We start from the raw sequence: 25353 nt of genomic DNA, 5'->3' as shown, positions 1-25353 counted from the left end.
ATTTGAATCGAAAAAGAGAGGAAACATACGTATGCTTGCAATATTTCTTGCGCCGGTCTACATACTGGCAAATGTATTTACCGCCTACTGGCTGCTGCGGTGGATGAAGGAGGTGCATCCTTTGTTCCGCCATCCGGCCGTGCTGGGTGTCATTTTGGTGCTGTATGCATTTTTTGCACTTTCCCTGCTGACGAGCTTTCTGATCAAAAGAGATCCCGTTCACCGGATTTTAAAGGTCATCAGCAACTGCTGGCTTGGCATGTATCTGTATTTTCTTGGCTTCACCGCGATTCTGGTGCTGCTGCGCTTCATTTTTGCGCATACGGCACTGACGAAAACTTGGCTGTATTCTCCGATGGGATTGAAAGCGGTCGGCCTTGGCGCGATCCTTTTTGTGACGGGAATGTGCATCTACGGAATGGTGCATGCAGTCCATATTTACACGACACGATATGAGGTTCCATCGAAAAAGGATGCACATCTGAAAATTGCGCTCGTCGCAGATCTTCATCTGGGGTACAGCATCGGCAGTCATCAGATGGAAGAGATGGTGGAAAAATCAATGCTGAGGAGCCGGATGTCGTTGTGATTGCCGGGGATATTTTTGATAATGAGTACGATGCCATCTATGAGCCGGACCGCGTGGCGGATCTTCTGGCGGGCTTAAAGAGCCGGTACGGCACGTACGCCTGCTACGGCAACCACGATCTCGATGAGAAGATTCTCGCGGGCTTTACGTTTGAGACGAAGGAGGAGCGCATCGCCGACCGCCGGTTCGGTGAGTTTCTGGACCGCGCGAAGATTCATCTGCTGGAGGATGATGTGGTCTGTATCGATGATGCCTTTTATCTGGCGGGCCGAAAAGATCCCGACCGGATCCGCAAAACGCAGGAGACACGCGACACGCCGTCCGAACTGCTTACCGGACTGGACCAGTCGCTTCCAGTTTTTGTGATTGACCACCAGCCGTCGGAGCTGACCGAGCTGGCAGAGGCAGGCGCAGACCTTGATCTTGGCGGCCATACGCACGACGGACAGCTCTTCCCAGGCAATATCCTTACCGGCCTGATGTGGGAGAATGCCTGCGGGATGAAGAAAGTCGGAGACATGTACAGCATCGTCACATCCGGCGTGGGTCTCTGGGGACCGCCGATGCGGATCGGGACGAAAGCGGAAGTGGTGATGATCGATTACGGAAAATAAGGGTTGACAAAACCGGAACGCAGAATTATAATACAACAAAACTACGAAACAGAGGTTATCAACGATGAACGAGATGCACAGCGTACAGATGCACAGGGACGACGATTGATAGCGCTTGTATCAAAGTGAAGACTACTATACTTCACAGGTACAGGCGCTGATTGTGTTGTACCTGTGTGGAAGATAAGGCAAAGGGAAACCACACTGGGAGAAAAAGAAATACCCCGTGTGGTTTTTCTTTGCCATTTTTTATCCATGCGGGAATGACTTGAAATTTACATCAGAGAAGGGTTGTGATCGTATGGGACATACAGATTATGTCCATATGGATTTTCTGCTGATTTTGCGGCGATAAAGAAAAATCAGAACAGAAAGGCAGAAAAGACTATGAAGACAGAAATGAATACCGTAAAAGTAAGAAAAACAGAGGAACTCGAAGCAGAGCAGTTAGGAGCACACATCGGCGAAATCGTGCGGCTGCATGGAAGCATTTACAAAATCCGAAAAATGAGCTCATTTGCATTTGTGCTGCTTCGGACGAAACGGCAGATGGTACAGTGCGTGTACGAGCCGGCGTATGCCCGGTTTGCATTGGAGGAATTAAAAGAAGAGGCGTGTGTCCGGTTTACCGCGGAGGTGATCCGTGAAGAGCGTTCCAGAAGCGGGTATGACCTGCATCTGTTAGACGTGGAAATCCTCTCCGAGCCGGAAGAAGTACCGCCGGTTGTCATCAACCAGAAGCGGGTCAACACTTCCATCGAGAACCTGCTGGACTACCGGCCCATCACGCTGCGAAATGAAAAAGAGCGCGCGGTTTTCCAAACTCAGGCCAGGATCTGTCAGGCGTTCCGCGAATTTCTGGATGGACAGCACTTCACCGAAATCCACACACCGAAGCTCGTAGCAGCGGGAGCCGAGGGCGGAGCTAATATCTTCTCCCTGTCGTATTTCGGCGAACAGGCATATCTGGCGCAGAGCCCGCAGTTTTACAAGCAGATGATGGTCGGCGTCTTCGAGCGTGTCTACGAGATCGCACCGGTCTTCCGGGCGGAGAAGCACGACACGGCGCGTCATCTGAACGAATATACAAGCGTGGACTTTGAGATGGGCTATATCGAGAATTTTGAGGACATCATGGCGATGGAGCAGGAAATGCTGCGGTACACATTTGGACGGCTGCAGGAGACATGCGGAGCGGAGCTTTCGCTTTAAAAGCAGAGGTGCCGGTGATCACGGAGATTCCGAGAATCCGTTTTTCCGAGGCGAAAGAGCTGGTGAGCCGCGTATACAAAAGAGCCTTTTCGGAGAAACTGGACTTTGAACCGGAGGAGGAAAAACTGCTGTGCGAATACGTGAAGAAAACGACAGGCAGTGATTTCGTATTTGTGACACATTATCCAAGCGCCAAGCGCCCGTTCTACGCGATGGACAGCAGAGAAAACCCGGCAGTGACGGAAAGTTTTGACCTTCTCTTCCGCGGCCTTGAAGTGACAACCGGCGGCCAGCGCATCCACAATTACCGGGAGCAGGTGGAAAAGATCGAAAGCCGCGGCATGCATGTTGAAGCGTTTGAGAGCTATCTAATGATGCACCGCTGCGGCATGCCCCCGCACGGCGGCCTCGGTCTTGGGCTGGAGCGGTTTACGGCACGGCTTCTCGGATTTGAAAATGTGCGGAACGCATCCCTGTTTCCAAGAGACATTCACCGTCTGATTCCGTAAACCAGAAGAGTGTAAAAAACTCCGGCGAAGCCGTGGCGCAGATTCACGGGCTTAGCCGGAGTTTCATAAGATTTCCCTCCCTTTTGAAAGATAGCGTAACCGTTTGGATATTTCTGTTATACACCAGGGGAGTGAAAATGACAAATTGTTTATTGCAGACAGGATTGCTGTATAAAAGTCAGAATTTTTGCAGAAATGAGCCTTGTAAAGCGTCCGAAAATAGGCTATACTAAACAAGGTTTGGCTGCCGGCAGAATCTGGCAGTATCGGCAAATATTGGAAAAAAGAAAGACGGGAGTTTCCCGGTTTGAGGATAGGAAAATATGAAATTATATGACATTTCCGGAGAGCAGTTTTCCGCAATGGACGCGCCGCGCCATCTGATGACGGAGGAAGGAACGGCGCAGACGACGCTCGACCGGTCACTTGGCATCTGTCAGGTGGCGGAGCTTGAGGGAAAAGTGACAAGAGAAGTGCTCGAGGAGGTCATGGAAGAAGACTGTGAACGTCTCCTGATCCGCGGCGATGCGCAGATTACACGCGATGGGGCAGATTACCTGGCAGAGAAAAAACTGGTGCTGCTCGGTGTGGAGCAGGAAACTGTCGGAAATGAGACATCGGGGAATGATGTTCATCAGCAGCTGCTGAAAAAGGTACGGTGATTGTCGAAAATCTGAATCTGGAGAAAGTGACCTCGGGTCATTATTTTCTTGTGGCTGCTCCGGTCAAAAAGAAACACCAGTACGGCGGACCGATCCGCGCGGTTCTGATCGAAAATTAGAAAATGCTTTGTGTGAATCTGAAAATGCAATGTAAAATATAACGGAAAGAGAAAAACAGGAAAAAGTGTTCCCTTGTGGGACACTTTTTTTGATGTGTCCCAAACAGCGGAACTTTGGGTTGTATTTTCAAAATATGAAGAATATAATGGGAAAAAGCCGAGATGTGGTATTGAAAACCAGATCTGTCTCAGGCATAAAAATATTAAACTATTACAAAGGAGATCGTGAACAATGGATGGAAAAATGAAAGTAGAAAGAGCCGCTGCAGGCGCTGCGATCGATGGTGTTTTAAAATATGTGAATCACGGAGACGACAGAACAAAAGCGCTGTTGAATCTGACGGATTTTGTACAGAAATTTACCGGAAATATGTTTGCGGAGAAAACCTTCGACAACATCCGCACCATGCTGCAAAATCCGGACAACAAATGGGTACAGTACGTCAACCGCGGACTGGATGAGCTGGATCCGCAGGTGATCAAAATGACTGCTTTAAATTTAGGATTTCAGGCGGCTTTTGTCGGAACGAAACAGATCCGTATGAACCGTGAAAAATACAACTGCAATATCCCATGGACCATGCTGGTAGATCCGACGAGTGCCTGTAATCTGCACTGCACCGGATGCTGGGCAGCAGAATATGGTCATAAGCTGAATCTCTCCTATGAAAAGCTTTCCGATATTGTAAGTCAGGGAAAAGAACTGGGAACGTATTTTTATATGTTCACCGGCGGCGAACCGCTTGTACGTAAAAAAGATATCCTGCGTCTGGCAGAAGAGCATCATGACTGTGAATTCCACTGCTTCACGAATGGAACCCTGATCGACGAGGAGTTCTGTGAAGCAGTTCAGAAGCTCGGCAATATCTCCTTCTCCCTGTCACTGGAAGGCTTTGAGGAAGTAAATGACGGCCGCCGTGGTGCAGGTATTTTCGACAAAGTTCTGGCAGCCATGGATCTGATGAAAAAACATGGTCTCTTGTTTGGAACCTCCATCTGTTATACAAGAGCCAATCTCGAGACTGTGACAAGTGATAAATTCCTAGATCTGCTGATCGAACATGGCTGCCGCTACAGCTGGTATTTCCACTTTATGCCGGTTGGTATGGATGCAGCACCGGAGCTGATGCCGACGGTTGAGCAGAGAAAATATATCTATCACAGACTGCGTGAGATCCGTTCCGATAAGAGCGACAAACAGATTTTTGTTATGGACTTCCAGAACGACGGTGAGTTCGTCGGAGGCTGTATCGCAGGAGGAAGAAACTACTGCCATATCAATGCAAACGGCGATGTGGAGCCGTGTGTTTTCATCCATTACTCCGGCGCCAACATCAACGAAGTTTCCCTGATCGAAGCACTGCAGCAGCCGTTGTTCCAGGCATACCGCGATGGACAGCCGTTCAACCGCAACCACCTGCGCCCATGTCCGATGCTCGAAAATCCGGAACTGCTGCGTGAGATGGTAGAGAAGACCGGCGCGAAGTCAACCGACCTGCAGTCCCCGGAGAGCGCAGAGCATTTGTGCGGAAAATGCGACCTGTATGCAGCAGAGTGGAAAAAAGCCGCAGACGAGCTGTGGGCAGAGAATCCGCATCACAAACAGAGATATGAGAACTATAAGAAAGAGAACCTGGACGAGGAGGCAAAAGCTTCCACAGAGGAAATTCTTTCCGGAATCCGCGGATAATGCGATGCATGAACTGAATCAATGACAGAAATAAGACGCCGGGAAACGGGATAAAGCCTGTTTTCCGGTGTCTTTATGTTTCAATCCAATTCAATCTAAGTCCGACAGGTCTTGCAGAAAAAAGGCAGATCCCGTATACTGGTAGAAGCAAAAAGATATTTTAACGACAGAGAGGATTAAAAAATAGAAGATGAACGATTCATTTTTACAGGAACAGGGCGTAAGCGGGGCGTTAATTGAGAGTGTGCAGAAATTCCGCGAGAGCTATCCGGTGGCGGAGGGCTTAGAGAACCGCATGAGCACGCCGGAAATCCCGTTTTTCGGAAAAGAGATTCTGGAGATGGCAATTGCCGCGCTGCTGCAGGGCGAAAATCTGCTGCTGACCGGCGAGAAGGCAACGGGAAAAAACGTGCTGGCAGAGACACTGGCGTATGTTTTCGGAAGACCGACGTACAACGTTTCCTTCCATGTAAACACAGGAAGCGCCGAGCTGATCGGAACCGATACGTTCCAGAACCAGGAGGTCACACTCCGGAAGGGCAGCATTTACCGTTGTGCCGAGGAAGGCGGCTTTGGTATTCTCGATGAGATCAACATGGCGAAAAACGATGCGGTCAGTGTTCTTCACGCCGCGCTCGACTACCGCCGCATCATCGATGTGCCGGGCTACGATAAAATTCCGCTTCACCCGGCGGCGCGGATGATCGGAACGATGAATTACGGCTATGCGGGAACGAGGGAGCTGAATGAAGCGCTGGTGTCCCGCTTTCTGGTGATTGACATGCCGCCGCTTACAGAAGAGACACTGTTTTATCTGATGCAGTCAAAATTCCCGGATCTGAAACCGGCGGCACGCGAAGCGCTGGCCGGCCTTTACCTCGATCTGCAGAAAAAGGCAAAACAGGCGGAAATCACCACGCGCGCGCTCGACCTCCGCGGCCTGTTCGGAGCGATCGGCACGATGCGCCAGGGGCTGTCCCCGTATCTTGCGGTGCAGATCGGCATTGTCAATAAATGCTTTGACCTGTTTGAAAAAGAGATCGTGCGGGATGTCGTGCGCACGCGGATTCCGGAAGAGTGGACGCCGCAGGATGTTTTTTAGAGGAAATACGTATGGTGACAGAGGAAACATTAAAAACGCATGAGATGGAGCTGGAAAGCCGGATCCGCAATCTCGTCTGGACTGTCAGCGGCGACTATACGCTGAAGCTGAACCCGGACGTGGAGCGGTATGCGAAAGAGCCGGATACGGTGCTGTACGATACGATCCGCCAGGGTGCCTTTTCGTGTTACTTTGATCGGGAAGCCTACAGCCTGTATCTGGTGAAGAAGGTTTACAGCGGCGCAGCGGAGGGAGAACTGATGATGCTCGCCCAGCTGGTGACGGAGGAGGCCGTATCGAAGCGGCTCGAAAGCGAGCGCCCCGGTGTCAAGGGCTTTCGAAGGAGAGCAGCGGAGGAAATACTGGACCACTCTTTTGAAACTCTATCCAGAAATGAGACAGGCCGCCTGAAACTGGAGTATCTGCGCGGAAGAAGAGAAGAGGACGAGGGGAAAAGCCCTTCATACTCGGGAAAAACGCGGGAGTGGATGGAGCTGCTGAAGCACGCATCCGAAACAGCGGATACAATGGAACTGATTCGGGTGACGGACGAGCTGTACAATAAGGTCGTCGATCCCGCATTTGTGAAAAAGCACGGTGATCTTGCCTCGGTTCTTGCGGTAACGATCGAGGAGCTCACCGAGTATTCCTGGAAGGATTTCCTTTCGGAGGAACTGTACGAGGACGGGCTCGAGACATATCTGGAGCGAGTTTCGCTTGATATGACAAATTTCACATCAAAAGAGGCGGAAGAGAAGAAAGAAAAAACAGCGGGAAGCGATACCAAAAAGGTCGTTGTCGTCGATGAGAAAGCGCTGGCACGGATGTATCAGTACATTCAGCGCAATTACGGAAAAACGTGGCTCTCGGAGAGTGAGGAGAAAAGCCGGAATTACCAGCTCTGCCGCGGCATCCACAGCGACTGCAGCCTCTATTACACGGAGGGTGTGCTGAAAAATCCGGTCGGAAAGTATTATCAGCTCTCCTACGCGCAGAAGCAGAAGGATAAAAATCTTCATGCCTATTACGACCAGCACCGCGCGGTGCGGCAGAACATTTCGCTGCTGTATCAGGAACTGAAAAAAGCGATGCTGCTGCAGGAGGATCAGTCGTTTGCGGATGCAGACCACGGAATTTTACAGCCCGCGCGGATGTGGAAGGTGGGACGGAGCCAGAATGCGGATCTGTTCCGGCTGGAGCAGCGGCGGAATTCGCTGGATTTTGTCGTGGATATTCTTGTGGATGCGAGCGGTTCCCAGCGGCCGCGCCAGGAGAATGTGACACTGCAGACGTACATTCTGGCGGAGACCTTAAGCCGCCTGCACATCCCGTTCCGCGTGATGAGCTTCTGTACGTTCTGGGATTACACGATCCTGCACCGGATGCGCGATTACGACGATCCGCGGGAGAAGAACAGCAATATTTTTGAGTATATCACATCCTCAAACAACCGCGATGGGCTTGCTGTCAAGGCGGCGGGGATGGATCTTTTAAAACGCCAGGAGGACCGGAAGCTGCTGATTCTCTTAAGCGACGGAAAGCCGTACGATGTGCTGGTGAACCGGCCGAATGCGAGAAATCCAAAGCCGTACCGGGATGACTATGCGCTGCATGACACGGCAACTGAGGTGCGGCGCCTCAGGCAGCAGGGTGTCTCGGTGCTTGGGGTCTTTGTAGGCGAGGAGACGGAGCTTATGGCGGAGCAGAAGATTTTCGGCAAGGATTTCGCATATGCGCGCGACATCCGCAACTTTTCCCATATGGTGGGAAGCTATTTAAGAAGAAAAATCGAAGAATAAATGAGCGGAATGCTCCGGGCGGAAAGTGAAAAACTTTTATCCGGAGCATTTTTTTCAAATTTTTTACGCAAACAGGTTGACATTTCTCACAAAACCTTCTAGAATGTTCCATAGCGAACTGTTTAATATGAAACAGTCATCTATAGAACAGTTGCTTATAGAACAGTCCTTGTTCAAACAGTTTTATAACGAACAGATGGGGACGGCAGCAAAGGGGAAAGGAGGAAAAAAGCAGCGTGTGTTGTAAAAAAAGAAAAATCGGCCACGAACTGCGGACGCTGGACAATATGATGTCACGGAACCTGATGGCAGCCGCCAGAGAGCGGGGGGTCGATGAACTGACCGCCATGCACGGATGGATTTTAGGGTATCTGTGCCGGAACGAAGACAAAGATATTTTCCAGAAGGATATCGAGGCGGAGTTTAAGATCTGCCGGTCCACCGTGACGAATATTTTAAAGCTCATGGAGAAAAAGGGCTACATCCGACGGGAGTCCGTTCCCTATGACGCGCGTCTGAAGAAACTGGTGCTGACCGATACCGGAAGAGAGCTTCACGAGAAGACGAAAGATATGATCGATATTCTGGAAGAACAGACGGTTGCGGGAATTTCAAAAGAAGATCTTGAGACTTTCTATCGTGTCATCGACCAGCTCAAAAGCAATGTAAAAAATATGTTAGGAGAGACATCATGTTAAAAACACTTGGAGCACAGGTAAAAGAGTTTAAAAAAGCCTCCATTGCCACTCCGCTTTTCATGATTCTGGAAGTTATCATGGAGATGATCATTCCTCTTATGATGGCATCCATTATCGATGATGGTGTAGAAAAAGGCGATCTCCATCACATCTACGTGGTGGGAGCGTTCATGGTGGCAGCAGCAGCCATCGGTCTGTTTGCAGGTATCATGGGCGGAAAATATGGAGCAAAAGCGTCTGCCGGATTTGCAAGAAATCTGCGTCAGGCCATGTTTGAAAACATTCAGGAATATTCATTTTCGAATATCGACAAATTCAGCACCGCAGGTCTTGTCACCCGCCTGACGACAGACGTCACCAACCTGCAGAATGCCTATCAGATGATTCTTCGTATGTGCATGCGTGCACCGGCGAGTATGATCATTGCAATGATTATGTCGTTTTACATCAATGCACGCCTTGCGAGCATTTATCTGGTGGCCGTTATTCTTCTTGGAACGTGTCTGTTTCTGATCATGCGGTCTGCAACCAAATATTTCGAGCAGGCATTTCCAAAATATGATGAATTAAATGCGAGTGTGCAGGAAAACGTATCCGCAATCCGTGTGGTAAAAGCGTATGTGCGCGAAGATTATGAGACAGGAAAATTTCACAAAGCGTCCGAAAATATTTATAAAATTTTCTGTAAAGCAGAAGAAAATCTTTCCTTTAATGCACCGCTGATGCAGCTGACCGTGTACAGCTGTATTCTTCTGATCAGCTGGCTCGGCGCCAAAATGATTGTCGGAAGCAGTCTTTCGACCGGAGAACTGATGAGCCTTCTGACCTATTGCATGAACATTCTGATGAGCCTTATGATGCTTTCCATGGTATTCGTTATGATCACAATGAGCCTTGCAAGTGCGCGCCGTATTTCAGAAGTCCTGAATGAGAAGAGTGATCTCGATAATCCGGAGAATCCGGACTTTTCGATTCCGGATGGAAGCATTACCTTCGATCATGTCTATTTCAACTACAAAAAAGGAGCCGGCGAGCCGGTTCTTTCGGATATCAATCTTTCCATCCAATCGGGTGAGACAATCGGTATTATCGGTGGAACCGGAAGTGCGAAAACAAGTCTTGTCAACCTGATCAGCCGTCTGTATGATGTAACAGATGGCTCCATCAAAGTCGGCGGAAAGGATGTCCGTTCCTACGATATGGAAACTCTGCGAAATGAAGTAGCCGTTGTTCTGCAGAAAAATGTGCTGTTTTCCGGTACTATTCTCGACAACCTCCGATGGGGTGATAAAAATGCTTCGGAAGAAGAGTGCAAGCGTGTCTGCCGTCTTGCCTGCGCCGATGAATTTATCGACCGGATGCCGGATGGCTACAACACCTACATAGAGCAGGGCGGATCGAACGTATCCGGCGGTCAGAAACAGCGTCTCTGTATCGCAAGAGCACTGCTGAAAAAACCAAAGGTGCTGATTCTGGATGACAGTACAAGTGCTGTCGATACCGCAACCGACGCGAAAATCCGGAAGGCATTCCTGACCGAGATCCCTGAAACGACAAAGCTGATCATTGCACAGCGTATTTCCAGTGTGCAGGACGCAGACCGCATCATTGTCATGGAGAACGGAAAAGTAAATGGTTTTGGAAGCCATGAGGAATTACTGAAAACCAATGAAATTTACCGCGAAGTATATGAGTCTCAGACCGGTGGCGACGGAGACTTTGACGAAAAGAGAGGTGAGTAAGGAATGGCAGAGAGAGTACAGCAGGTAAAGGGGCCGGGAGCAAGACCTCCAAGAGGGGTGAAACCGCAGGTCAAGAATCCGATGAAGATCTTTACCAGAATTATGAAATATGTATTAAAGGATTATACGGTACACTGCATCGCTGTTGTCATTGCGATTTTTGTCAACGTCCTGGCAAATGTACAGGGAACGATGTTTATGAAAACGCTGATTGACGGCTATATCACGCCGATGCTGACCCAGCCGGATCCGGATTTTGGCCCGCTGCTCCACGCAATTTTGCGGGTGGCCGGATTTTACGGAATCGGTATTGTGGCTGCGTTCGTTCAGAACCGTACCATGATTTATGTATCCCAGGGAACCCTGCGGAATCTGAGAAATGATCTGTTCGGCAATATGGAAAAGCTGCCGATTAAATATTTTGATACCCATGCGCACGGCGACATCATGTCGATTTATACAAATGATATTGATACCCTGCGTCAGATGATCAGTCAGAGTATCCCGCAGATCATCAACAGTGCAATCACGATTGTCAGTGTCTTTGTCAGTATGCTGATTCTGAACATCCCGCTGACGATTACAACGCTGGTTATGGTATCTATCATGCTGGGAGTGACAAAAAAGGTGGCCGGATTTTCCGGAAATTTCTTTGTAAAACAGCAGAGGGATCTTGGTAAAGTCAACGGCTTTATCGAAGAGATGATGGATGGCCAGAAGGTTGTCAAGGTATTCTGTCATGAAGAGGAGAATATCGAAAAATTCAAAGAAATTAATAACAATCTGTATGAGAGTGCTTACAATGCCAATGCGTTTGCAAATGTTATCGGACCGATCAATGCACAGCTTGGAAATATGAGCTATGTTGTCTGTGCAATTGTCGGCGGTGCACTTGCCCTTGGCAGCGTCGGTGGCTTTACGCTCGGTGGTCTAGCAAGCTTTCTGACCTTCAACAAGAGTTTTAACATGCCGATCAACCAGGTCAGCCAGCAGCTGAACGCAATTGTTATGGCACTTGCAGGAGCGGAACGTATTTTCCGACTGATGGATGAAGAGCCGGAGCTGGACGAGGGGTATGTAACGCTTGTCAATGCGAAGGAAGAAAACGGAAAACTCACCGAGACGAAAGAGCGTACCGGAAAATGGGCATGGAAGCATACGCACCAGGCAGATGGATCTGTGGATTACCGCGAGCTGCAGGGCCGTGTGGTATTCGAACATGTTGATTTCGGCTACAACCCGGATAAAATTGTTTTGCACGATGTATCGCTGTTTGCAGAGCCGGGTCAGAAGATCGCGTTTGTCGGTTCTACCGGAGCCGGAAAGACAACCATTACCAATCTGATCAACCGCTTCTATGATATTCAGAAAGGTAAGATTCGTTACGATGAGATCAACATTGGAAAGATCAAAAAAGATGACCTGAGAAGATCGCTTGGCATTGTTTTGCAGGATACACATCTGTTTACGGGAACGGTAAGAGAAAATATTGCCTTCGGAAAGCTCGATGCGACGGAGGATGAGGTTGTAGCAGCAGCAAAACTGGCGAATGCGCACGGATTCATTATGCGTCTGCCGCAGGGCTATGACACAATGCTGACCGGAGACGGTGCGAATCTGTCCCAGGGTCAGCGGCAGCTTCTTGCGATCGCGCGTGCAGCCATTGCAGATCCGCCGGTACTGATTCTCGATGAGGCGACAAGCTCCATCGATACCCGTACCGAGCGCATTGTTCAGGATGGTATGGATAAGCTGATGAGCGGAAGAACAACCTTTGTTATCGCACATCGTCTGTCTACCGTACGAAACGCCGATTGTATCATGGTTCTTGAGCAGGGACAAATTATTGAACGCGGTACCCATGATCAGCTGATGGAACAGAAAGGAAAATATTACCAGCTGTATACCGGAAATCAGGTTTCCGCATAGCAGAAAAAACGGAAAAAGTAAGTCCCGCACGACAGAAAATAAAAATCTGTCTGTGCGGGATTTTTTTGCGAAGCAGCGGCTGGTTTTATGTGCGAGTAGCGAAGCGGATTGCGAATATCCGCTTCGAAATGATGATTGCGAGTGATACAGTAAGTTCCCACAGGTTTTTGGGTCTTGAAAAAGACAGCGGGATTTTATAAAATAGAAGAAGCGTTTGAATATATGCAAAGGAGAAAAACTATGGAATACCTGAATACAGCGCAGGAGCTGCTCGATTTTATCATGCGGTGCAAAAGCCCGTTTCATGTGGTAAAAGAAGCCGGCGATCTGCTGAACGAAAATGGATATACAAAACTGGAGGAGACAAAAGAATGGAGTCTCGTTCCGGGCGGAAAATATTATGTGACGAGAAATGAATCCTCGGTGATTGCGTTCCAGATCCCGGAGAGCGCATTTTCCAGCTACCAGATCATCGCAAGCCACAGCGACTGTCCGACGTTTAAAGTAAAGGGAGAGGATCCATTCGTGACGGATGGTCATTACACCCGCCTGAACGTGGAGGGCTACGGCGGAATGATCCGTTCCCCATGGTTTGACCGTCCGCTTTCCCTGGCGGGCCGCATGGTGGTACGTGACGGAAACAGCGTGAAATCCGTGCTGGTTGATGCCGGACGAGATCTGGTGACGATCCCGAATCTGCCGATTCATCTGAATCGTGACATCAACAACGGAATCAAATACAGTGTGCAGACCGACATGCTCCCGATTCTCGGTGATGAGACAGCGAAAGATCATTTTTACGAGCTGTTTCTGCCGGATACCGCAAAAGAGGATATTCTCTCCATGGAGCTTTATCTGTATAACCGAGTGGAAGGATCCATCTGGGGTGCCGGCAGGGAGTTTTTATCCAGTGGGCGTCTGGATGACCTGCAGAGCGCGTTTGGCTCCTTAAAGGGCTTTCTTGTTGCAAAGGCAACAGGCCAGGTCAATGTCTGCGCAATCTTTGACAATGAGGAGGTAGGAAGCCTCACAAAGCAGGGTGCGGATTCTTCGTTCCTGACAGAGACACTGCAGCATATCAATGCAGCCTGTGGAAAAGACACGATTGCATATCACAGAGATCTTGCGGGAAGCTTCCTTGTTTCTGCTGACAATGCACATGCCTTCCACCCGGCGCATGCGGAGAAATACGATCCGAAGAGCCGCGTCTACATGAACGGCGGCGTTGTCATCAAACAGAGTGCAAACCAGAAATACACGACCGATGCTGTTTCGGAAGCCGTAACAAAGATGATTTGCGAGAAGGCCGGCGTACCGTGCCAGGTATTCGCAAACCACGCTGACATTCCGGGCGGAAGCACGCTCGGCGCAATTCTGAACTCTCTTGTCTCGGTGACAAGTGTGGATATCGGAATGGCTCAGCTTGCGATGCATTCCCCGTATGAGACGGCAGGTGCCAAAGATACTGCTTATCTGGTGCAGTTCGCAAAGACCTTTTATGAGACGACACTGGTGCGGACAGAGCATGGATTTTCTCTGGAAGAAAAATAAAAGTTTAAGATAGAAAAAAGCGGCCGGCGGGACTTTTGAAAAGCCTCTGCCGGCCGCTTTTTGCGTACTTGCAAAGTGTGTTTTAAGGATCAGATTATTCTGTCCGGAGTGCCGTAACCGGATCGCTTTTTGCCGCTTTCTTCGACGGAATCAGACCGCCGATCAGGGTCAGAACGACGCTGAGTGCAATCAGAACAAGCGCCGGGACGAGCGGAAGAGAAGCACTGACCTTCGTCGTATCCGCCAGATGGTGGATCAGAAGGTTGCCCGGAATCATCAGAAGCAGCGAGAGCCCGATGCCGATCAGTCCTGCACAGAGTCCGATGATGAAAGTTTCGGCATTGAAGACCTGCGAAATATTGCGTTTCGAAGCACCGATCGCGCGCAGGATACCGATCTCTTTCTTACGTTCCAGAACACTGATATAGGTGATGACGCCGATCATAATCGAGGAAACCACAAGGGAAATGCCGACAAAAGCGATCAGCACGTAGCTGATGATGTTGACGATATCCGTGACGGAGGACATCAGAGTGCCGACCACATCGGTGTACGAGATTACCTGCTCGTTTTTGCCTTCTTTTTCCATCGTGTCATTGTAGCCGTCGAGGATGGAGACAACGTGTTCCTTGCTCTCAAAGTTTTTCGGGTAAATGCTGATCGAAGAGGGTTCGTCAAAATCAGCGTAGCCCAGTTTCTGCAGATTGCCCTCATAGGTGGAAGAGCCGGAAGAACTAAGAGAAGCGAAGAGCTCCTTCATATCATCCTCAGTCATATTCATCTGGAAGGCACTTGCAAAGGCATCGGTGTCAATCTTCATGGCATCGCCCATCGAATCCTGCAGAGAATTACCGACCTGCGTCATGGCGCGCTCCATCTCGGACTGAATTGCAGAGGCCATCTGCGTCATCATCTGTTCCATCGCGGAAGTGATCTGTGTCTGCAGAACCGAGGCGACAGAAGCGGAGTAGCTTCCCATAACGCCTGCCATGTAGTTTGTGAGCGCAGAAGAAACCTGGGACTGCAGTCCGTTGAGATCGACGATTTTTGTGATACCGCTGTTCAGCCGCTGCTGGCCGTCCGCCGTGTTCAGATAGGCGATAAAGTGCTGGCCCATCTCCGTCGGATCCGGCAGGCCGTTCTTCTTCACGTAAGCGAGATAACCGTTGGAAAGCTCCGTCGCAAGCGCAGTGAGCTGGTCGGATGTAATTTCGATATTGCCGTTGTTCTGCATCACCTCGGAAATCCAGTCGTTGATGATCTGAACAGCTTCTTCGGTCTGCAGATACTCCGCAAGATAAGCATCAAACTGTTCCGGATCGGTGTAGCCCATCTTGATCAGGTATGCCTGATACCCTTTGAAGATCCGCTGAATGAGTTCCTGGATCTGTTCCTGTGTAATGGAAACACCGCCGCCTGCAATGATGGTCTGGATGTGGCGCCGCAGGATTTCCTGTGCTTCCGTGGAATTGATGTAGGAGACGAAATCCTCCTGTAAATGGGAATAATCCGCCTCCGGGTGCTCCGAGGCGTAGCCCTGATAGCCCTCCATGAGGCTGGAAACCAGTTCCTGCATGCCGTCTTCGCTGACATTGAGAGTAAGTCCGGATAAAATCTGGCCAAGATCAAGCTGCGGCAGTCCGTCGAAATTAAGAGAGATCTGACTGAGGTCAATCGCACCCGCGAGATCCATGCTGCTTCCGGCGTCCGCAAAGGCGCTGGAAAAATCAAGGTTCATGGAATCACCGGAAAAAGCACCGGAGAGTGCGGAATCGTCGAACTGGAAAGCGTTCTGCAGCTTGTCCTCATCGACAGTGATAAAGGAATCCATATCAAGACCGCTGTTCTGATCCACGGTGCCGAATTCCTGATTCGTAAAGACATCGATGGAGGAGTCCGCCATCTGCTGTTTCACAATCTCGGATTTCTTTGCTTCCTCCACAACGTGGCGGGTCAGCGATGCCGGGTAATTGATGCCGGCGGTCAGGGCAGAGGCGGCAGAGTCAGGGGACGGCTGGACAATACCGGTGATTGTGAGCTTTTCGCCGTTGGCAACGAGCTTTTTCATATAGTCTTCGTTGTCGCTTTTATCTTTCCAGACCTGATACTGACTGTCGTATTCGTAGCAGTCGGCGCTGTTCACAAGACGGAACGTGGTGCCGAGGATATCATCGTAGGAATACGTGCCGATGGAGGAAGGGGTCTCGACGGTTTCTTCATTTAAAAACTGGCGGACCATCTCATCCAGCTCGAGTGCATCGCGGAGCCCCAGGGTGTAGAGCAGAAAATCACTCATTCCGCCGTCGGAAGTGAGGACAAGCACACATTCGTTATAGTTTTCCGGCCAGTGTCCGGCTTTTAAGTCGTACTGGTTCTCGTACAGGGAAGCGGTGTCCGGCATCTCGTAAAAGACGTTGGTGCTCATCATGGATGACATGATGCTGTTGGAGTTTGCGCCAAGGCCGAGCGAGTGGAATGACTGGTCCGGGTGCACCTGGCGGATGGAATCGCCGTCTTCGCGGTAGATCTGCGGCGTGACGGAGTAGGAATATTCGATGGCATTTGTGTAGTCGGAAATGCCGTCCGCACCGCCGTCAAGGTACTTTTTCAGGGAAGCGAGATCGTTGGAGTTCATGGTGGAGAACATGTTGGTCACGACTTCCTGGACTTTGATTTCATTCTTTTTGCCGGAATCTTTTGAGTCTTTGCCGGCATTCTGTGAGCCGACCATCATCGAAGTGAGGTCAAAGCCGGTGCTCTGGATCTGAAGCGGATATTCGGAGAGAGTTTCCTCTTCCATATTCTGAATATACTCGTTGACACCAGAGGAGAGTGCCAGAATCAGTGCAATGCCGATGATGCCGATTGAGCCGGCAAACGAGGTGAGCAAGGTCCGCGCTTTCTTGGTGCGCAGGTTATTAAAACTTAAGGAGAGCGCCGTCAGAAAGGACATCGACGATTTGCCCATGTTTTTGTGTTTGGGAGGAAGCAGGGTTTCGGAATCCGGCTCAAACGGGTTCGTGTCGGAGCAGATCACACCGTCGCGCAGGGTGACGATCCGGTTGGCGTAAAGCTCGGCGAGCTCCGGATTGTGTGTGACCATGACGACAAGGCGTTCTTTGGCAACTTCCTGCAGCAGGTCCATGACCTGAATACTGGTGTCGGAATCGAGCGCGCCGGTCGGCTCATCGGCAAGCAGAATTTCCGGGTCATTGACAAGAGCGCGGGCGATGGCGACACGCTGCATCTGACCGCCGGACATCTGGCTCGGCCGCTTGTGGAGCTGTTTTCCAAGACCGACCTTTTCAAGTGCCGCGATTGCTTTTTTGCGCCGCACCTCTTTGGAAACACCGGAAATGGTAAGCGCCAGCTCTACGTTTGCAAGGACGGTCTGGTGCGGGATCAGGTTGTAGCTCTGGAAGACAAAGCCGATCGTGTGGTTCCGGTAGGAATCCCAGTCGCGGTCCTTATACTTTTTCGTGGAAATGCCGTTGATGATCAGATCGCCGCTGTCGTAGCGGTCGAGGCCGCCGATGATATTCAGAAGCGTCGTCTTTCCGGAACCGCTCGGCCCTAAAATAGCGACAAACTCGTTGTCGCGCAAATTTAAGGACACATCGTCGAGCGCTTTCTGTACCAGCGTCCCGGTCCGGTATTCTTTTTTGATATGCTGAATCTGTAGCATGAAAGGGTAACTCCTTCTGTGATTAATATGTGAACAGTTGTCCTTTATTCTACAACGAAATACGGGAAAAGTCCCGGGCTTTAGAAAAATTTAAGAAAAGTTTATCGACAGAAAAAAAGTTCCGCCTCTGTTTCGGAAAAACAAAAAACGGAACTTTCTTTATCTGTGATACTTATGATGCCGGAAAAGTCAGACTTCCATCAGAAGACCTTTCATATAAGCCTTTAAGATTTTCTTTTTTTCCAGCGAAAGATTATTGTAAAGCGTAATGATTTCCTGCTGTCCTTCGGTAAGCTGCAGGGCATCCGGCTCGTCGAGAAAGAAATCGGCAAGTGTGATGCCGAAAGCGTCGCAGAGCTTCTGCAGGGTAGGGATGGTTGGAATATTGGTGCGGTTTACCATATTATTTAAGGTAGAATAGGGAATGTCCGCCTCTTTTGCAAGACGGTAATAAGTCCAGGAGCGCTCGCGGCATAAATCCTGAATGTGCTGTATCACATCTTTATCTCTCATAAAAAGATACCTCGTATTCCTATGTAATGTAGCGGCATGAAAATTGCTACTCACATATATTATACGTCTGTAAAAGAATAGAAACAGATCTTAAAGAGAGATGCAGAAAAGCTGTACAAATAAGAAATAATGGGAATTTGAGAGAAAAAGAGAGAAAAACCCGGCAGGAAAATAAGGTTTCCCGCCGGGTTCTGCAATCGTTTCAAAGTCTGTGATTCTTACTCTTCGGTGGAATTTTCTTCCATCTCGTTGAACTGCTCGGTATCCATCAGCTCGTCGAATGCGTCTGCTGCAATTTCGTACTCTTCATCGGAATCGATGTTGTCGAGGTTCGGCTGGCCGTTTTCTTCGTAGTAACGATACAGATAAACTTCGCCGTCTTCGTTCTCGCCGTTTTCATCGAGCGGCAGAAGAGCGATGTACTCTTTCTGGTTCGGAGCCGGGAAAATGGTCAGTACGGCACATTTTACTTCGGTATCGTCGTCCAGTGTCAGGGTAACAGTCGGCTGATCCAGATCCTGGCAGTCGCTGCCGCAGTCTGCGCAGTCTCCGCTGCAGGATGCGCTGTTGAATAATTCTTCACTCATTTGTATTACCTTCCTTTTTCGTGTTCAAGTCTTATCAGGTTCTTGACTGACATTCTAACAGATAATAAAAAAAAACACAATGGCTGTGCCGGGAAAGCAGAAAAAATGCGGCTGATACAGGAAAATACGGAAAAGATACAATAAATAAGAACGAAAAAATGAAAAATTAGTCGTATTTTCTATTGACTGTTTTCGGGTACAGTTTTATACTATCACTATTGAATCTAAATATACAGGCAGCTGAACAAACTTATCCTCAACTGCCGGGGAGGCAAAAAATGGATATCAGATTTGAAAAAAGAGAACATTTACAGGAAAAACCGGATCAGAAAAATCTTGGATTCGGAAAACACTTTACAGACTATATGTTTGTCATGGACTGGGACAAAGAGCAGGGATGGCATGATGCAGCAATCGTACCGTACGGCGGAATCCCGATGGATCCTGCAACCATGGTACTTCACTATGCACAGGAAACGTTCGAGGGACTGAAAGCCTACAGAACAGCAGAAGGAAAGATCCAGCTGTTCCGTCCGGAAATGAACGCACGCCGTATGATTAAATCCAACGAGAGACTCTGCATGCCGGGCGTACCGGAGGAGATGTTTGTAGAGGCTGTCAAAGCACTGGTTAAAGCACAGGAAGACTGGGTACCGTCTGAGCCAGGTACATCTCTTTACATCCGTCCGTTCATGTTCGCTACTGAGGCAAGCCTTGGCGTACATATGGCAAAATCCTACAAATTCGTTATCATCACCACTCCGGTTGGAGCATACTATGCAGAGGGCATCAACCCGGTTAAGATCCTGGTTGAGGATGAATATGTTCGTGCAGTCAAAGGTGGCACAGGATTTACAAAATGCGGCGGTAACTATGCAAGTTCCATCGCAGGCCAGGTAAAAGCAGAGAAGATGGGATGCACCCAGGTTCTGTGGCTGGACGGCGTACATCGTAAATATGTAGAGGAAGTTGGAACCATGAACATCATGTTCAAGATTGCCGGCGAAATCTACACCGCACCGCTGGAAGGAACCGTACTTCCGGGCGTAACCCGTGATTCCCTGATCCATATCTTAAGAGACTGGGGATATAAAGTAAACGAAACACATCTGTCGGTTGACGATCTGATGAAAGCAGGTCATGACGGCACACTGGAAGAAGCATTTGGTACTGGTACAGCAGCAGTTGTATCTCCGGTTGGTGAATTTGTATACAAGGACGATTCTGTTGTTGTAAATGACTTCAAGATCGGTGAGCTGACCCAGAAACTGTACGATACCCTGACCGGTATCCAGTGGGGTAAACTGGAAGATAAATATGGCTGGACTACTCCGGTAGAATAAACCATATAAAACAGAAAAATGCAGATAAGGGGGTCCTTCCCGCACAGCGGTGCGGGGAGGATTCTTTCGCTTCAGAAAAAGATTCAGAAATCGTTTGAAAGGAAACAAAGCAGAATGGATCAGAATCGAATGCCTCTTGTGGAGGCGTTACAACAGTTCCGGGAGGAAGCACCGGCCTATTTCCGTATTCCGGGACACCGGTTTGAGCGCGGGCTGGATGAGACGTTAAACGGAGCGTCGCTTGCGGCGTATGACCTCTCGGAGGCAGAAGGGCTTGACGATCTGCATCACGCGGAGGGCGTGATTGCAGAGGCGCAGAAACTGGCGGCGGAAACGTGGAAGGCAAAAAAAACTTTTTTTCTTGTCAACGGCACAACATGCGGCAACGAGGCGATGGTGCTTTCGTCTGTGAAAGAGGGCGAAAAAATCATTGTTCCGCGAAACGTGCACAAATCGGTGCTGATGGGCCTGATTTTAAGCGGAGCCACACCGGTTTATGTGATGCCGGAGTACAGCACGAAATGGCAGATGTGGGGCGGCGTAACGCCGGAGACGATCGAAAAAGCCTTCGCGGAAACGCCGGATGCGAAAGCCGTACTTCTGGTCAGCCCGACGTACTACGGTCTTTGCAGTGATCTGCAGGCGATCGCAGAAATCTGTCACTGCCACAACGCAGCGCTTCTTGTCGATGAAGCACATGGATCGCACCTCTATTTTTCCGAACAGCTTCCTCTCGGCGCACTGGAAAGTGGTGCGGATGCCTGCGCGCAGAGTATCCACAAAACGGCGGGTTCCTTTACACAGAGCTCCTTCTTATCACTCGGTTCTGGCCGTCTCGATGAGGCAAGAGTGGCCGCCAATCTGCAGATGGTACAGAGTACATCGCCGTCCTACCTTCTGATGGCATCCCTCGATGCGGCGCGGCGCGGGATGGCGCTGCACGGAAAAGAGCGAATGGAACGCGCGCTGGAACTCGGCCAGAGGGCGCGGCAGGAGCTTGCAAAGATCAAAGGAATCGAAGCTCTTGGGACTGAGATGGAAGGAACGTGCGGCGTATGGAAGATCGACCCGACGCGTCTTGTATTCTCGGCAAGAGAACTTGGTATTTCCGGCTACGATCTGCAGGTGCGTCTGTACGAGGAATACCGCGTCAGTACAGAGCTTGCCGACGAGGAGAACGTGGTCTGCGTTATTACCTGGGCAAACAGCGAGGAAGATATCACACGGCTGATCGATGCGCTGGCAGGAATTTCGGCAGCAGAGAGCGGGAAAACGACGGGGCGGACGAAGTTTACAGAAAAGCAGTGGCTGTTCCGCAGCCTGCCGGAGATGGTAAAGACACCGCGCGAGGCATATTTTGCGGAGAAGGAAGCCGTTCCGTTTGCAGAAGCGGAAGGACGAATTGCAGCCGAGATGGCAGCCCCATATCCGCCGGGAATCCCGCTCATCTGCCCGGGCGAGCGGTACAGCAGAGAAATGTTGGAACTGATGCGCCAGTATAAAGCAGACGGCTGCGAATTTCACGGACCGTCGGATGCGTCGCTGGAAGTGCTGTATGTTCTGAAAGAGGAATAAAAGAAAACGGAAGTCGGTTCCAAGCGTTTTGCAACAGAAACCGCAGAGAACAGACTGTCAGGAAAAGGAGATGAATTGCGTATGAAAAAAATGATATCCTGGAACGTAAATGGACTGAGAGCCTGCATGAAAAAAGGTTTTCAGGAATACTTTGAGGCGGCAGATGCCGATATTTTCTGCCTGCAGGAGACAAAGCTGCAGGAAGGACAGATCGACCTTGAGCTGCCCGGCTATCATCAGTATTGGAATTATGCGGAAAAGAAAGGATATTCCGGCACGGCCCTGTTTACCAAAGAGGAGCCGATTTCTGTTCGCTATGGTATCGGAATCGAAGAACATGATATGGAAGGCCGTGTGATTACGGCAGAGTTTCCGGAATACTTTGTTGTAACCGTCTACACACCGAATTCGCAGGATGAATTAAAACGCCTTGCCTACCGGATGGAGTGGGAGGATGCGTTTCTTTCTTACTTAAAAGGACTGGAGCAGGAAAAACCGGTGATTTTCTGCGGAGATCTGAACGTCGCAGCGACCGAGATGGATATCAAAAATGCAAAGGCAAATGAGAAAAACGCCGGCTTTACGAAAGAGGAGCGTGAAAAATTTGCTGTGATCAAAGAAAAAGGCTTTGTTGATTCCTTCCGTATGCTGTATCCGGACACCGTGACGTATTCCTGGTGGTCATACCGCTTCCAGGCACGCCAGCGGAATGCAGGATGGCGGCTTGATTACTTTATGGTATCAGAGTCCTTAAAAGATGCAGTTGCAGATGCCAAAATCCATACCGAAATTCTCGGTTCCGACCATTGCCCGGTGGAACTGGATTTAGAGGTATAACAATTGGTAACATTGGTCAATTGACAATTTTATTCAAATGATTTACATTAATAGTATGACAATTGCAACAAATTATAAAAAATAAGGGCGGGAATTATGATACAGACAAAAAACAGAGGAAAATATCGAATTTTACCGGGAAATCCGGAGAAAATGGGCGCATCGGCGACGAAAGACGGATACAATTTTGCCGTAGAAGTATCAGATGGAAAAAAAGCAGAGCTTCTGCTGTACCGGAAAGGTCACCAGAAACCGTTTCTTACCGTGCCGCTTCCGGAAGAGGAGCGCACTGGCGTGATCAGTTCCGTGGAAATCACAGGCCTGACGGTAGGAAAGTTTTCGTATGCCTACCGGATGGACGAAGCTTTCTGCTTGGATCCGTATGCGGGAGCAGTAGAAGGAAGAGAAACCTTCGGTGCACCGATGGAAAAAGAAGAGGGCGCCTGCTGCTGCCTTCTCCCGGAGTACCCGGTAATGCGCACCACCTCACTGCACCGGCCGTATGAGGAGACGATTCTGTATAAGCTCCATGTGCGCGGCTTCACCAAAGACGGAAGCTCCCGTGTAAAGAACAAGGGAACGTTCCGCGGCGTGATCGAAAAAATTCCATACTTAAAAGAACTCGGTATCAATGCAGTAGAACTGATGCCGTCCTACGAGTTTTTTGAGTGGACCTCCCTTACGGAGCCGGCCTATGTATATCCGGCGCCGGCGGAAGAGAAGCGCGTGAATTATTGGGGATACGGCACAAAGGCCCTGTATTTTGCTCCGAAAGCTTCGTATGCTGCATCCGCAGATGCCGTCGCAGAGTTCGCAGAGATGGTCGATGCCCTGCATGAGAATGGTATCGAATGCCTGATGGAATTCTGTTTTGCCCCGGGAACGCCTTCTGGTTTTGTCCTGCAGGTTCTGCACCACTGGCAGCTCCGCTATCAGATCGACGGTTTCCATCTGGTCGGCGATGCATCGCTGGCAGAAGAAGCGTCCAAAGATGCACTCCTTCGGAAGACGAAACTGATTTTCCTCGGTTTTGACGGCGCACGGATCTATCAGGGAAAACGCCCTTGGTTCCGGAATTTAGGGGAACACAATCAGGGCTACCAGTACCATATCCGCCGCTTCTTAAAAGGCGATGAGGGCAGCCTTTCCGACTTCACCTATTATCTGAGAAGAAGCCCGGAGACACACGGTGTGATCAATTATCTTGCGGATCACGACGGTTTTACCCTGTATGACAGCGTTTCCTACGAACAGAAACACAATCTGGACAACGGCGAAGACAATATGGATGGTTCCAACGAAAACCTGACCTGGAACTGCGGCGCAGAAGGCGTGACCCGGAAACCGGCTGTGCGCGCGCTGCGTCTCCGCCAGCTGAAAAATGCCGTTCTCATGCTGATGACAAGCCAGGGAACACCGCTGATTTACGGCGGCGATGAATTCGGCAACAGCCAGAAGGGCAACAACAACGCCTGGTGCCAGGACAACAAAACCGGCTGGATCGACTGGAAAGCAGCCGCCCGGAATCCGGAGTTTGCCGCCTTTGTAAAAGCAGCAATCGCCTTCCGGAAGGCGCATCCGGCGCTGCACGGCGAACGCGAGCCGCGCCTCATCGACTACAAATCCTACGGCTGCCCGGATATGTCCTTCCACAGCCAGAGAGCCTGGTTCTCCCAGATGGAAAACACATGCCGTTTTATCGGCGTCATGTACTGCGGAAGCTATTTCCAGGATAAAGACGGCAACAAGGACGACGACCTCTATATTGCCTACAACATGCACTGGAATCCGCATGAGCTGGCACTGCCGTCCCTCCCGGAGCAGAAGGTCTGGTATCTGACGGCCGACACCAACACACCGGAAGTCTTCCTGACAGAAGAAAATCAGAAAAAAGTCAGCGCAAAAACGGTCATCGTGCCGCCGCGCAGTATCATAATTTTAACAGGAAAGCAGGAGAAGAGGCAGAATGATGAAAGCATGGCAGCACTTTAAAACCATTACCACACACAAAATGTGGGTCATGCGGTACTGCTTCAAAATAGGACTGTACTGGCAGGGACTGACCCACGACCTCTCGAAATATTCGCCGACGGAATTTCTGGTCGGCATGAAATACTATCAGGGCGACCGGAGTCCCAATAACGCCGAGCGCGAAGACACCGGCATGTCAAAATCCTGGATGCACCATAAAGGGCGCAACAAACATCATTTTGAATACTGGATTGATTACGGTATCAATTGTGACACTATCATCAAAGGCGTCCCAATGCCGCGCCGCTACGTCGCCGAGATGATTATGGACCGCATCAGCGCGTCCCGCGTCTACCTCGGAGACGCTTATACCGATCAGGCGTCGTACCAGTATCTCAAAAAAGGAATCGGCCACCTCTGGTTCGTCCATCCCGAGACACTTTCGCAGCTCGAATTTCTGCTGCGCATGCTCTCGGAACGCGGCGAAGACGATACCCTCTATTACATCCGCTACCACTTCCTAAAAGGTGACCCCGTCCCGCGAATGCACTGTCCTCAAGAATGCACCGCCTACGAAGAGGCCATCCGCAAGAAAGTGTCCCCGTCCACTCATTAAGGTATTGGAC

The 25353-nt window shown here is 49.9% G+C and carries 19 protein-coding genes and 1 pseudogene; 17 read left to right on the top strand and 3 right to left on the bottom strand.

Annotation, left to right across the window (positions count from 1 at the left end; translation table 11 throughout):
- Positions 1–31: 31 nt before the first annotated feature.
- The 12 genes and pseudogenes from DWZ60_RS18270 to DWZ60_RS12460 all read left to right on the top strand — a co-directional run bounded on the left by DWZ60_RS18270 (position 32) and on the right by DWZ60_RS12460 (position 14216).
- On the top strand, positions 32–589 hold the full coding sequence (locus DWZ60_RS18270; RefSeq protein ID WP_243038319.1) for a hypothetical protein: 558 nt from the start codon (positions 32–34) through the stop codon (positions 587–589).
- A complete protein-coding gene (locus tag DWZ60_RS18265) occupies positions 586–1203 on the top strand; it encodes a metallophosphoesterase (protein ID WP_243038318.1) in 618 nt (205 codons plus the stop codon). Before DWZ60_RS18270 ends, DWZ60_RS18265 begins: the two co-directional genes overlap by 4 nt.
- A 399-nt stretch (positions 1204–1602) precedes the next feature.
- A pseudogene (gene aspS / locus DWZ60_RS20895) lies at positions 1603–2924 on the top strand (aspartate--tRNA(Asn) ligase).
- Between the two features lie 323 nt (positions 2925–3247).
- On the top strand, positions 3248–3586 hold the full coding sequence (locus DWZ60_RS12495) for a hypothetical protein (protein ID WP_117812861.1): 339 nt from the start codon (positions 3248–3250) through the stop codon (positions 3584–3586).
- Positions 3583–3705, top strand: a complete 123-nt coding sequence (locus DWZ60_RS18705; protein ID WP_256372628.1) for a hypothetical protein — start codon at positions 3583–3585, stop codon at positions 3703–3705. Before DWZ60_RS12495 ends, DWZ60_RS18705 begins: the two co-directional genes overlap by 4 nt.
- Before the next feature lie 232 nt (positions 3706–3937).
- Positions 3938–5395, top strand: a complete 1458-nt coding sequence (locus DWZ60_RS12490; RefSeq protein WP_118697212.1) for a radical SAM protein — start codon at positions 3938–3940, stop codon at positions 5393–5395.
- Positions 5396–5585: 190 nt separating this feature from the next.
- On the top strand, positions 5586–6497 hold the full coding sequence (locus tag DWZ60_RS12485) for an AAA family ATPase (RefSeq protein WP_119221725.1): 912 nt from the start codon (positions 5586–5588) through the stop codon (positions 6495–6497).
- A gap of 11 nt (positions 6498–6508) precedes the next feature.
- Positions 6509–8296 carry a cobaltochelatase CobT-related protein gene (locus tag DWZ60_RS12480; RefSeq protein WP_055218171.1) on the top strand — a complete coding sequence of 596 codons (1788 nt, stop codon included), beginning with the start codon at positions 6509–6511 and terminating at the stop codon, positions 8294–8296.
- Between the two features lie 236 nt (positions 8297–8532).
- Positions 8533–8994, top strand: coding sequence for a MarR family winged helix-turn-helix transcriptional regulator (locus DWZ60_RS12475; RefSeq protein ID WP_243002015.1), 462 nt, complete (start codon positions 8533–8535; stop codon positions 8992–8994).
- Complete coding sequence (locus DWZ60_RS12470) at positions 8988–10736, top strand: ABC transporter ATP-binding protein (RefSeq protein WP_117804034.1); 1749 nt, start codon at positions 8988–8990, stop codon at positions 10734–10736. Before DWZ60_RS12475 ends, DWZ60_RS12470 begins: the two co-directional genes overlap by 7 nt.
- Positions 10737–10739: 3 nt before the next feature.
- Positions 10740–12665, top strand: coding sequence for an ABC transporter ATP-binding protein (locus tag DWZ60_RS12465; RefSeq protein ID WP_117509074.1), 1926 nt, complete (start codon positions 10740–10742; stop codon positions 12663–12665).
- A 240-nt stretch (positions 12666–12905) separates the two neighbouring features.
- Positions 12906–14216 (top strand): M18 family aminopeptidase, encoded by a 1311-nt coding sequence (locus DWZ60_RS12460; protein WP_117804035.1) that lies wholly within the window; start codon positions 12906–12908, stop codon positions 14214–14216.
- A 94-nt stretch (positions 14217–14310) separates the two neighbouring features.
- Here DWZ60_RS12460 and DWZ60_RS12455 read toward each other — a convergent pair whose 3' ends face one another.
- The 3 genes from DWZ60_RS12455 to DWZ60_RS12445 all read right to left on the bottom strand — a co-directional run bounded on the left by DWZ60_RS12455 (position 14311) and on the right by DWZ60_RS12445 (position 19001).
- Positions 14311–17901 carry an ABC transporter ATP-binding protein/permease gene (locus tag DWZ60_RS12455; protein ID WP_119221723.1) on the bottom strand — a complete coding sequence of 1197 codons (3591 nt, stop codon included), beginning with the start codon at positions 17899–17901 and terminating at the stop codon, positions 14311–14313.
- A 189-nt stretch (positions 17902–18090) separates the two neighbouring features.
- Positions 18091–18414, bottom strand: coding sequence for a helix-turn-helix domain-containing protein (locus DWZ60_RS12450; protein WP_117800904.1), 324 nt, complete (start codon positions 18412–18414; stop codon positions 18091–18093).
- Between the two features lie 218 nt (positions 18415–18632).
- Positions 18633–19001, bottom strand: a complete 369-nt coding sequence (locus DWZ60_RS12445; protein WP_117509071.1) for a DUF1292 domain-containing protein — start codon at positions 18999–19001, stop codon at positions 18633–18635.
- Positions 19002–19279: 278 nt separating this feature from the next.
- On the opposite strand from DWZ60_RS12445, the gene DWZ60_RS12440 reads away from it, so the two are divergent.
- From DWZ60_RS12440 to DWZ60_RS12420, 5 genes are all read left to right on the top strand, one after another.
- Positions 19280–20344: a branched-chain amino acid aminotransferase gene (locus tag DWZ60_RS12440; RefSeq protein WP_117509070.1), complete on the top strand. Its 1065-nt coding sequence runs from the start codon at positions 19280–19282 to the stop codon at positions 20342–20344.
- Between the two features lie 114 nt (positions 20345–20458).
- Positions 20459–21919 carry an aminotransferase class I/II-fold pyridoxal phosphate-dependent enzyme gene (locus DWZ60_RS12435; RefSeq protein ID WP_158576401.1) on the top strand — a complete coding sequence of 487 codons (1461 nt, stop codon included), beginning with the start codon at positions 20459–20461 and terminating at the stop codon, positions 21917–21919.
- Positions 21920–22000: 81 nt separating this feature from the next.
- Entirely contained in the window at positions 22001–22756 is a 756-nt protein-coding gene (locus DWZ60_RS12430) for an exodeoxyribonuclease III (RefSeq protein ID WP_117509068.1), read from the top strand.
- Positions 22757–22852: 96 nt separating this feature from the next.
- Complete coding sequence (locus DWZ60_RS12425) at positions 22853–24748, top strand: alpha-amylase family glycosyl hydrolase (protein ID WP_118594717.1); 1896 nt, start codon at positions 22853–22855, stop codon at positions 24746–24748.
- Positions 24726–25343, top strand: a complete 618-nt coding sequence (locus DWZ60_RS12420) for a DUF5662 family protein (RefSeq protein WP_243038321.1) — start codon at positions 24726–24728, stop codon at positions 25341–25343. The genes DWZ60_RS12425 and DWZ60_RS12420 overlap by 23 nt, the downstream gene beginning before the upstream one ends.
- Positions 25344–25353: the final 10 nt, after the last annotated feature.

The sequence above is a fragment of the Blautia sp. AF34-10 genome (assembly GCF_003477865.1).
Lineage (GTDB): Bacteria > Bacillota > Clostridia > Lachnospirales > Lachnospiraceae > Fusicatenibacter > Fusicatenibacter saccharivorans.
This window is presented reverse-complemented; position numbering and strand designations above follow the sequence as displayed.

Coding starts and splice junctions, on each gene's coding strand:
- DWZ60_RS18270 (WP_243038319.1), top strand. CDS start 32: ATGCTTGCAATATTTCTTGCGCCGGTCTACATACTGGCAAATGTATTT.
- DWZ60_RS12495 (WP_117812861.1), top strand. CDS start 3,248: ATGAAATTATATGACATTTCCGGAGAGCAGTTTTCCGCAATGGACGCG.
- DWZ60_RS12490 (WP_118697212.1), top strand. CDS start 3,938: ATGGATGGAAAAATGAAAGTAGAAAGAGCCGCTGCAGGCGCTGCGATC.
- DWZ60_RS12485 (WP_119221725.1), top strand. CDS start 5,586: ATGAACGATTCATTTTTACAGGAACAGGGCGTAAGCGGGGCGTTAATT.
- DWZ60_RS12480 (WP_055218171.1), top strand. CDS start 6,509: ATGGTGACAGAGGAAACATTAAAAACGCATGAGATGGAGCTGGAAAGC.
- DWZ60_RS12470 (WP_117804034.1), top strand. CDS start 8,988: ATGTTAAAAACACTTGGAGCACAGGTAAAAGAGTTTAAAAAAGCCTCC.
- DWZ60_RS12465 (WP_117509074.1), top strand. CDS start 10,740: ATGGCAGAGAGAGTACAGCAGGTAAAGGGGCCGGGAGCAAGACCTCCA.
- DWZ60_RS12460 (WP_117804035.1), top strand. CDS start 12,906: ATGGAATACCTGAATACAGCGCAGGAGCTGCTCGATTTTATCATGCGG.
- DWZ60_RS12455 (WP_119221723.1), bottom strand. CDS start 17,901: ATGCTACAGATTCAGCATATCAAAAAAGAATACCGGACCGGGACGCTG.
- DWZ60_RS12450 (WP_117800904.1), bottom strand. CDS start 18,414: ATGAGAGATAAAGATGTGATACAGCACATTCAGGATTTATGCCGCGAG.
- DWZ60_RS12445 (WP_117509071.1), bottom strand. CDS start 19,001: ATGAGTGAAGAATTATTCAACAGCGCATCCTGCAGCGGAGACTGCGCA.
- DWZ60_RS12440 (WP_117509070.1), top strand. CDS start 19,280: ATGGATATCAGATTTGAAAAAAGAGAACATTTACAGGAAAAACCGGAT.
- DWZ60_RS12435 (WP_158576401.1), top strand. CDS start 20,459: ATGGATCAGAATCGAATGCCTCTTGTGGAGGCGTTACAACAGTTCCGG.
- DWZ60_RS12430 (WP_117509068.1), top strand. CDS start 22,001: ATGAAAAAAATGATATCCTGGAACGTAAATGGACTGAGAGCCTGCATG.
- DWZ60_RS12425 (WP_118594717.1), top strand. CDS start 22,853: ATGATACAGACAAAAAACAGAGGAAAATATCGAATTTTACCGGGAAAT.
- DWZ60_RS12420 (WP_243038321.1), top strand. CDS start 24,726: ATGAAAGCATGGCAGCACTTTAAAACCATTACCACACACAAAATGTGG.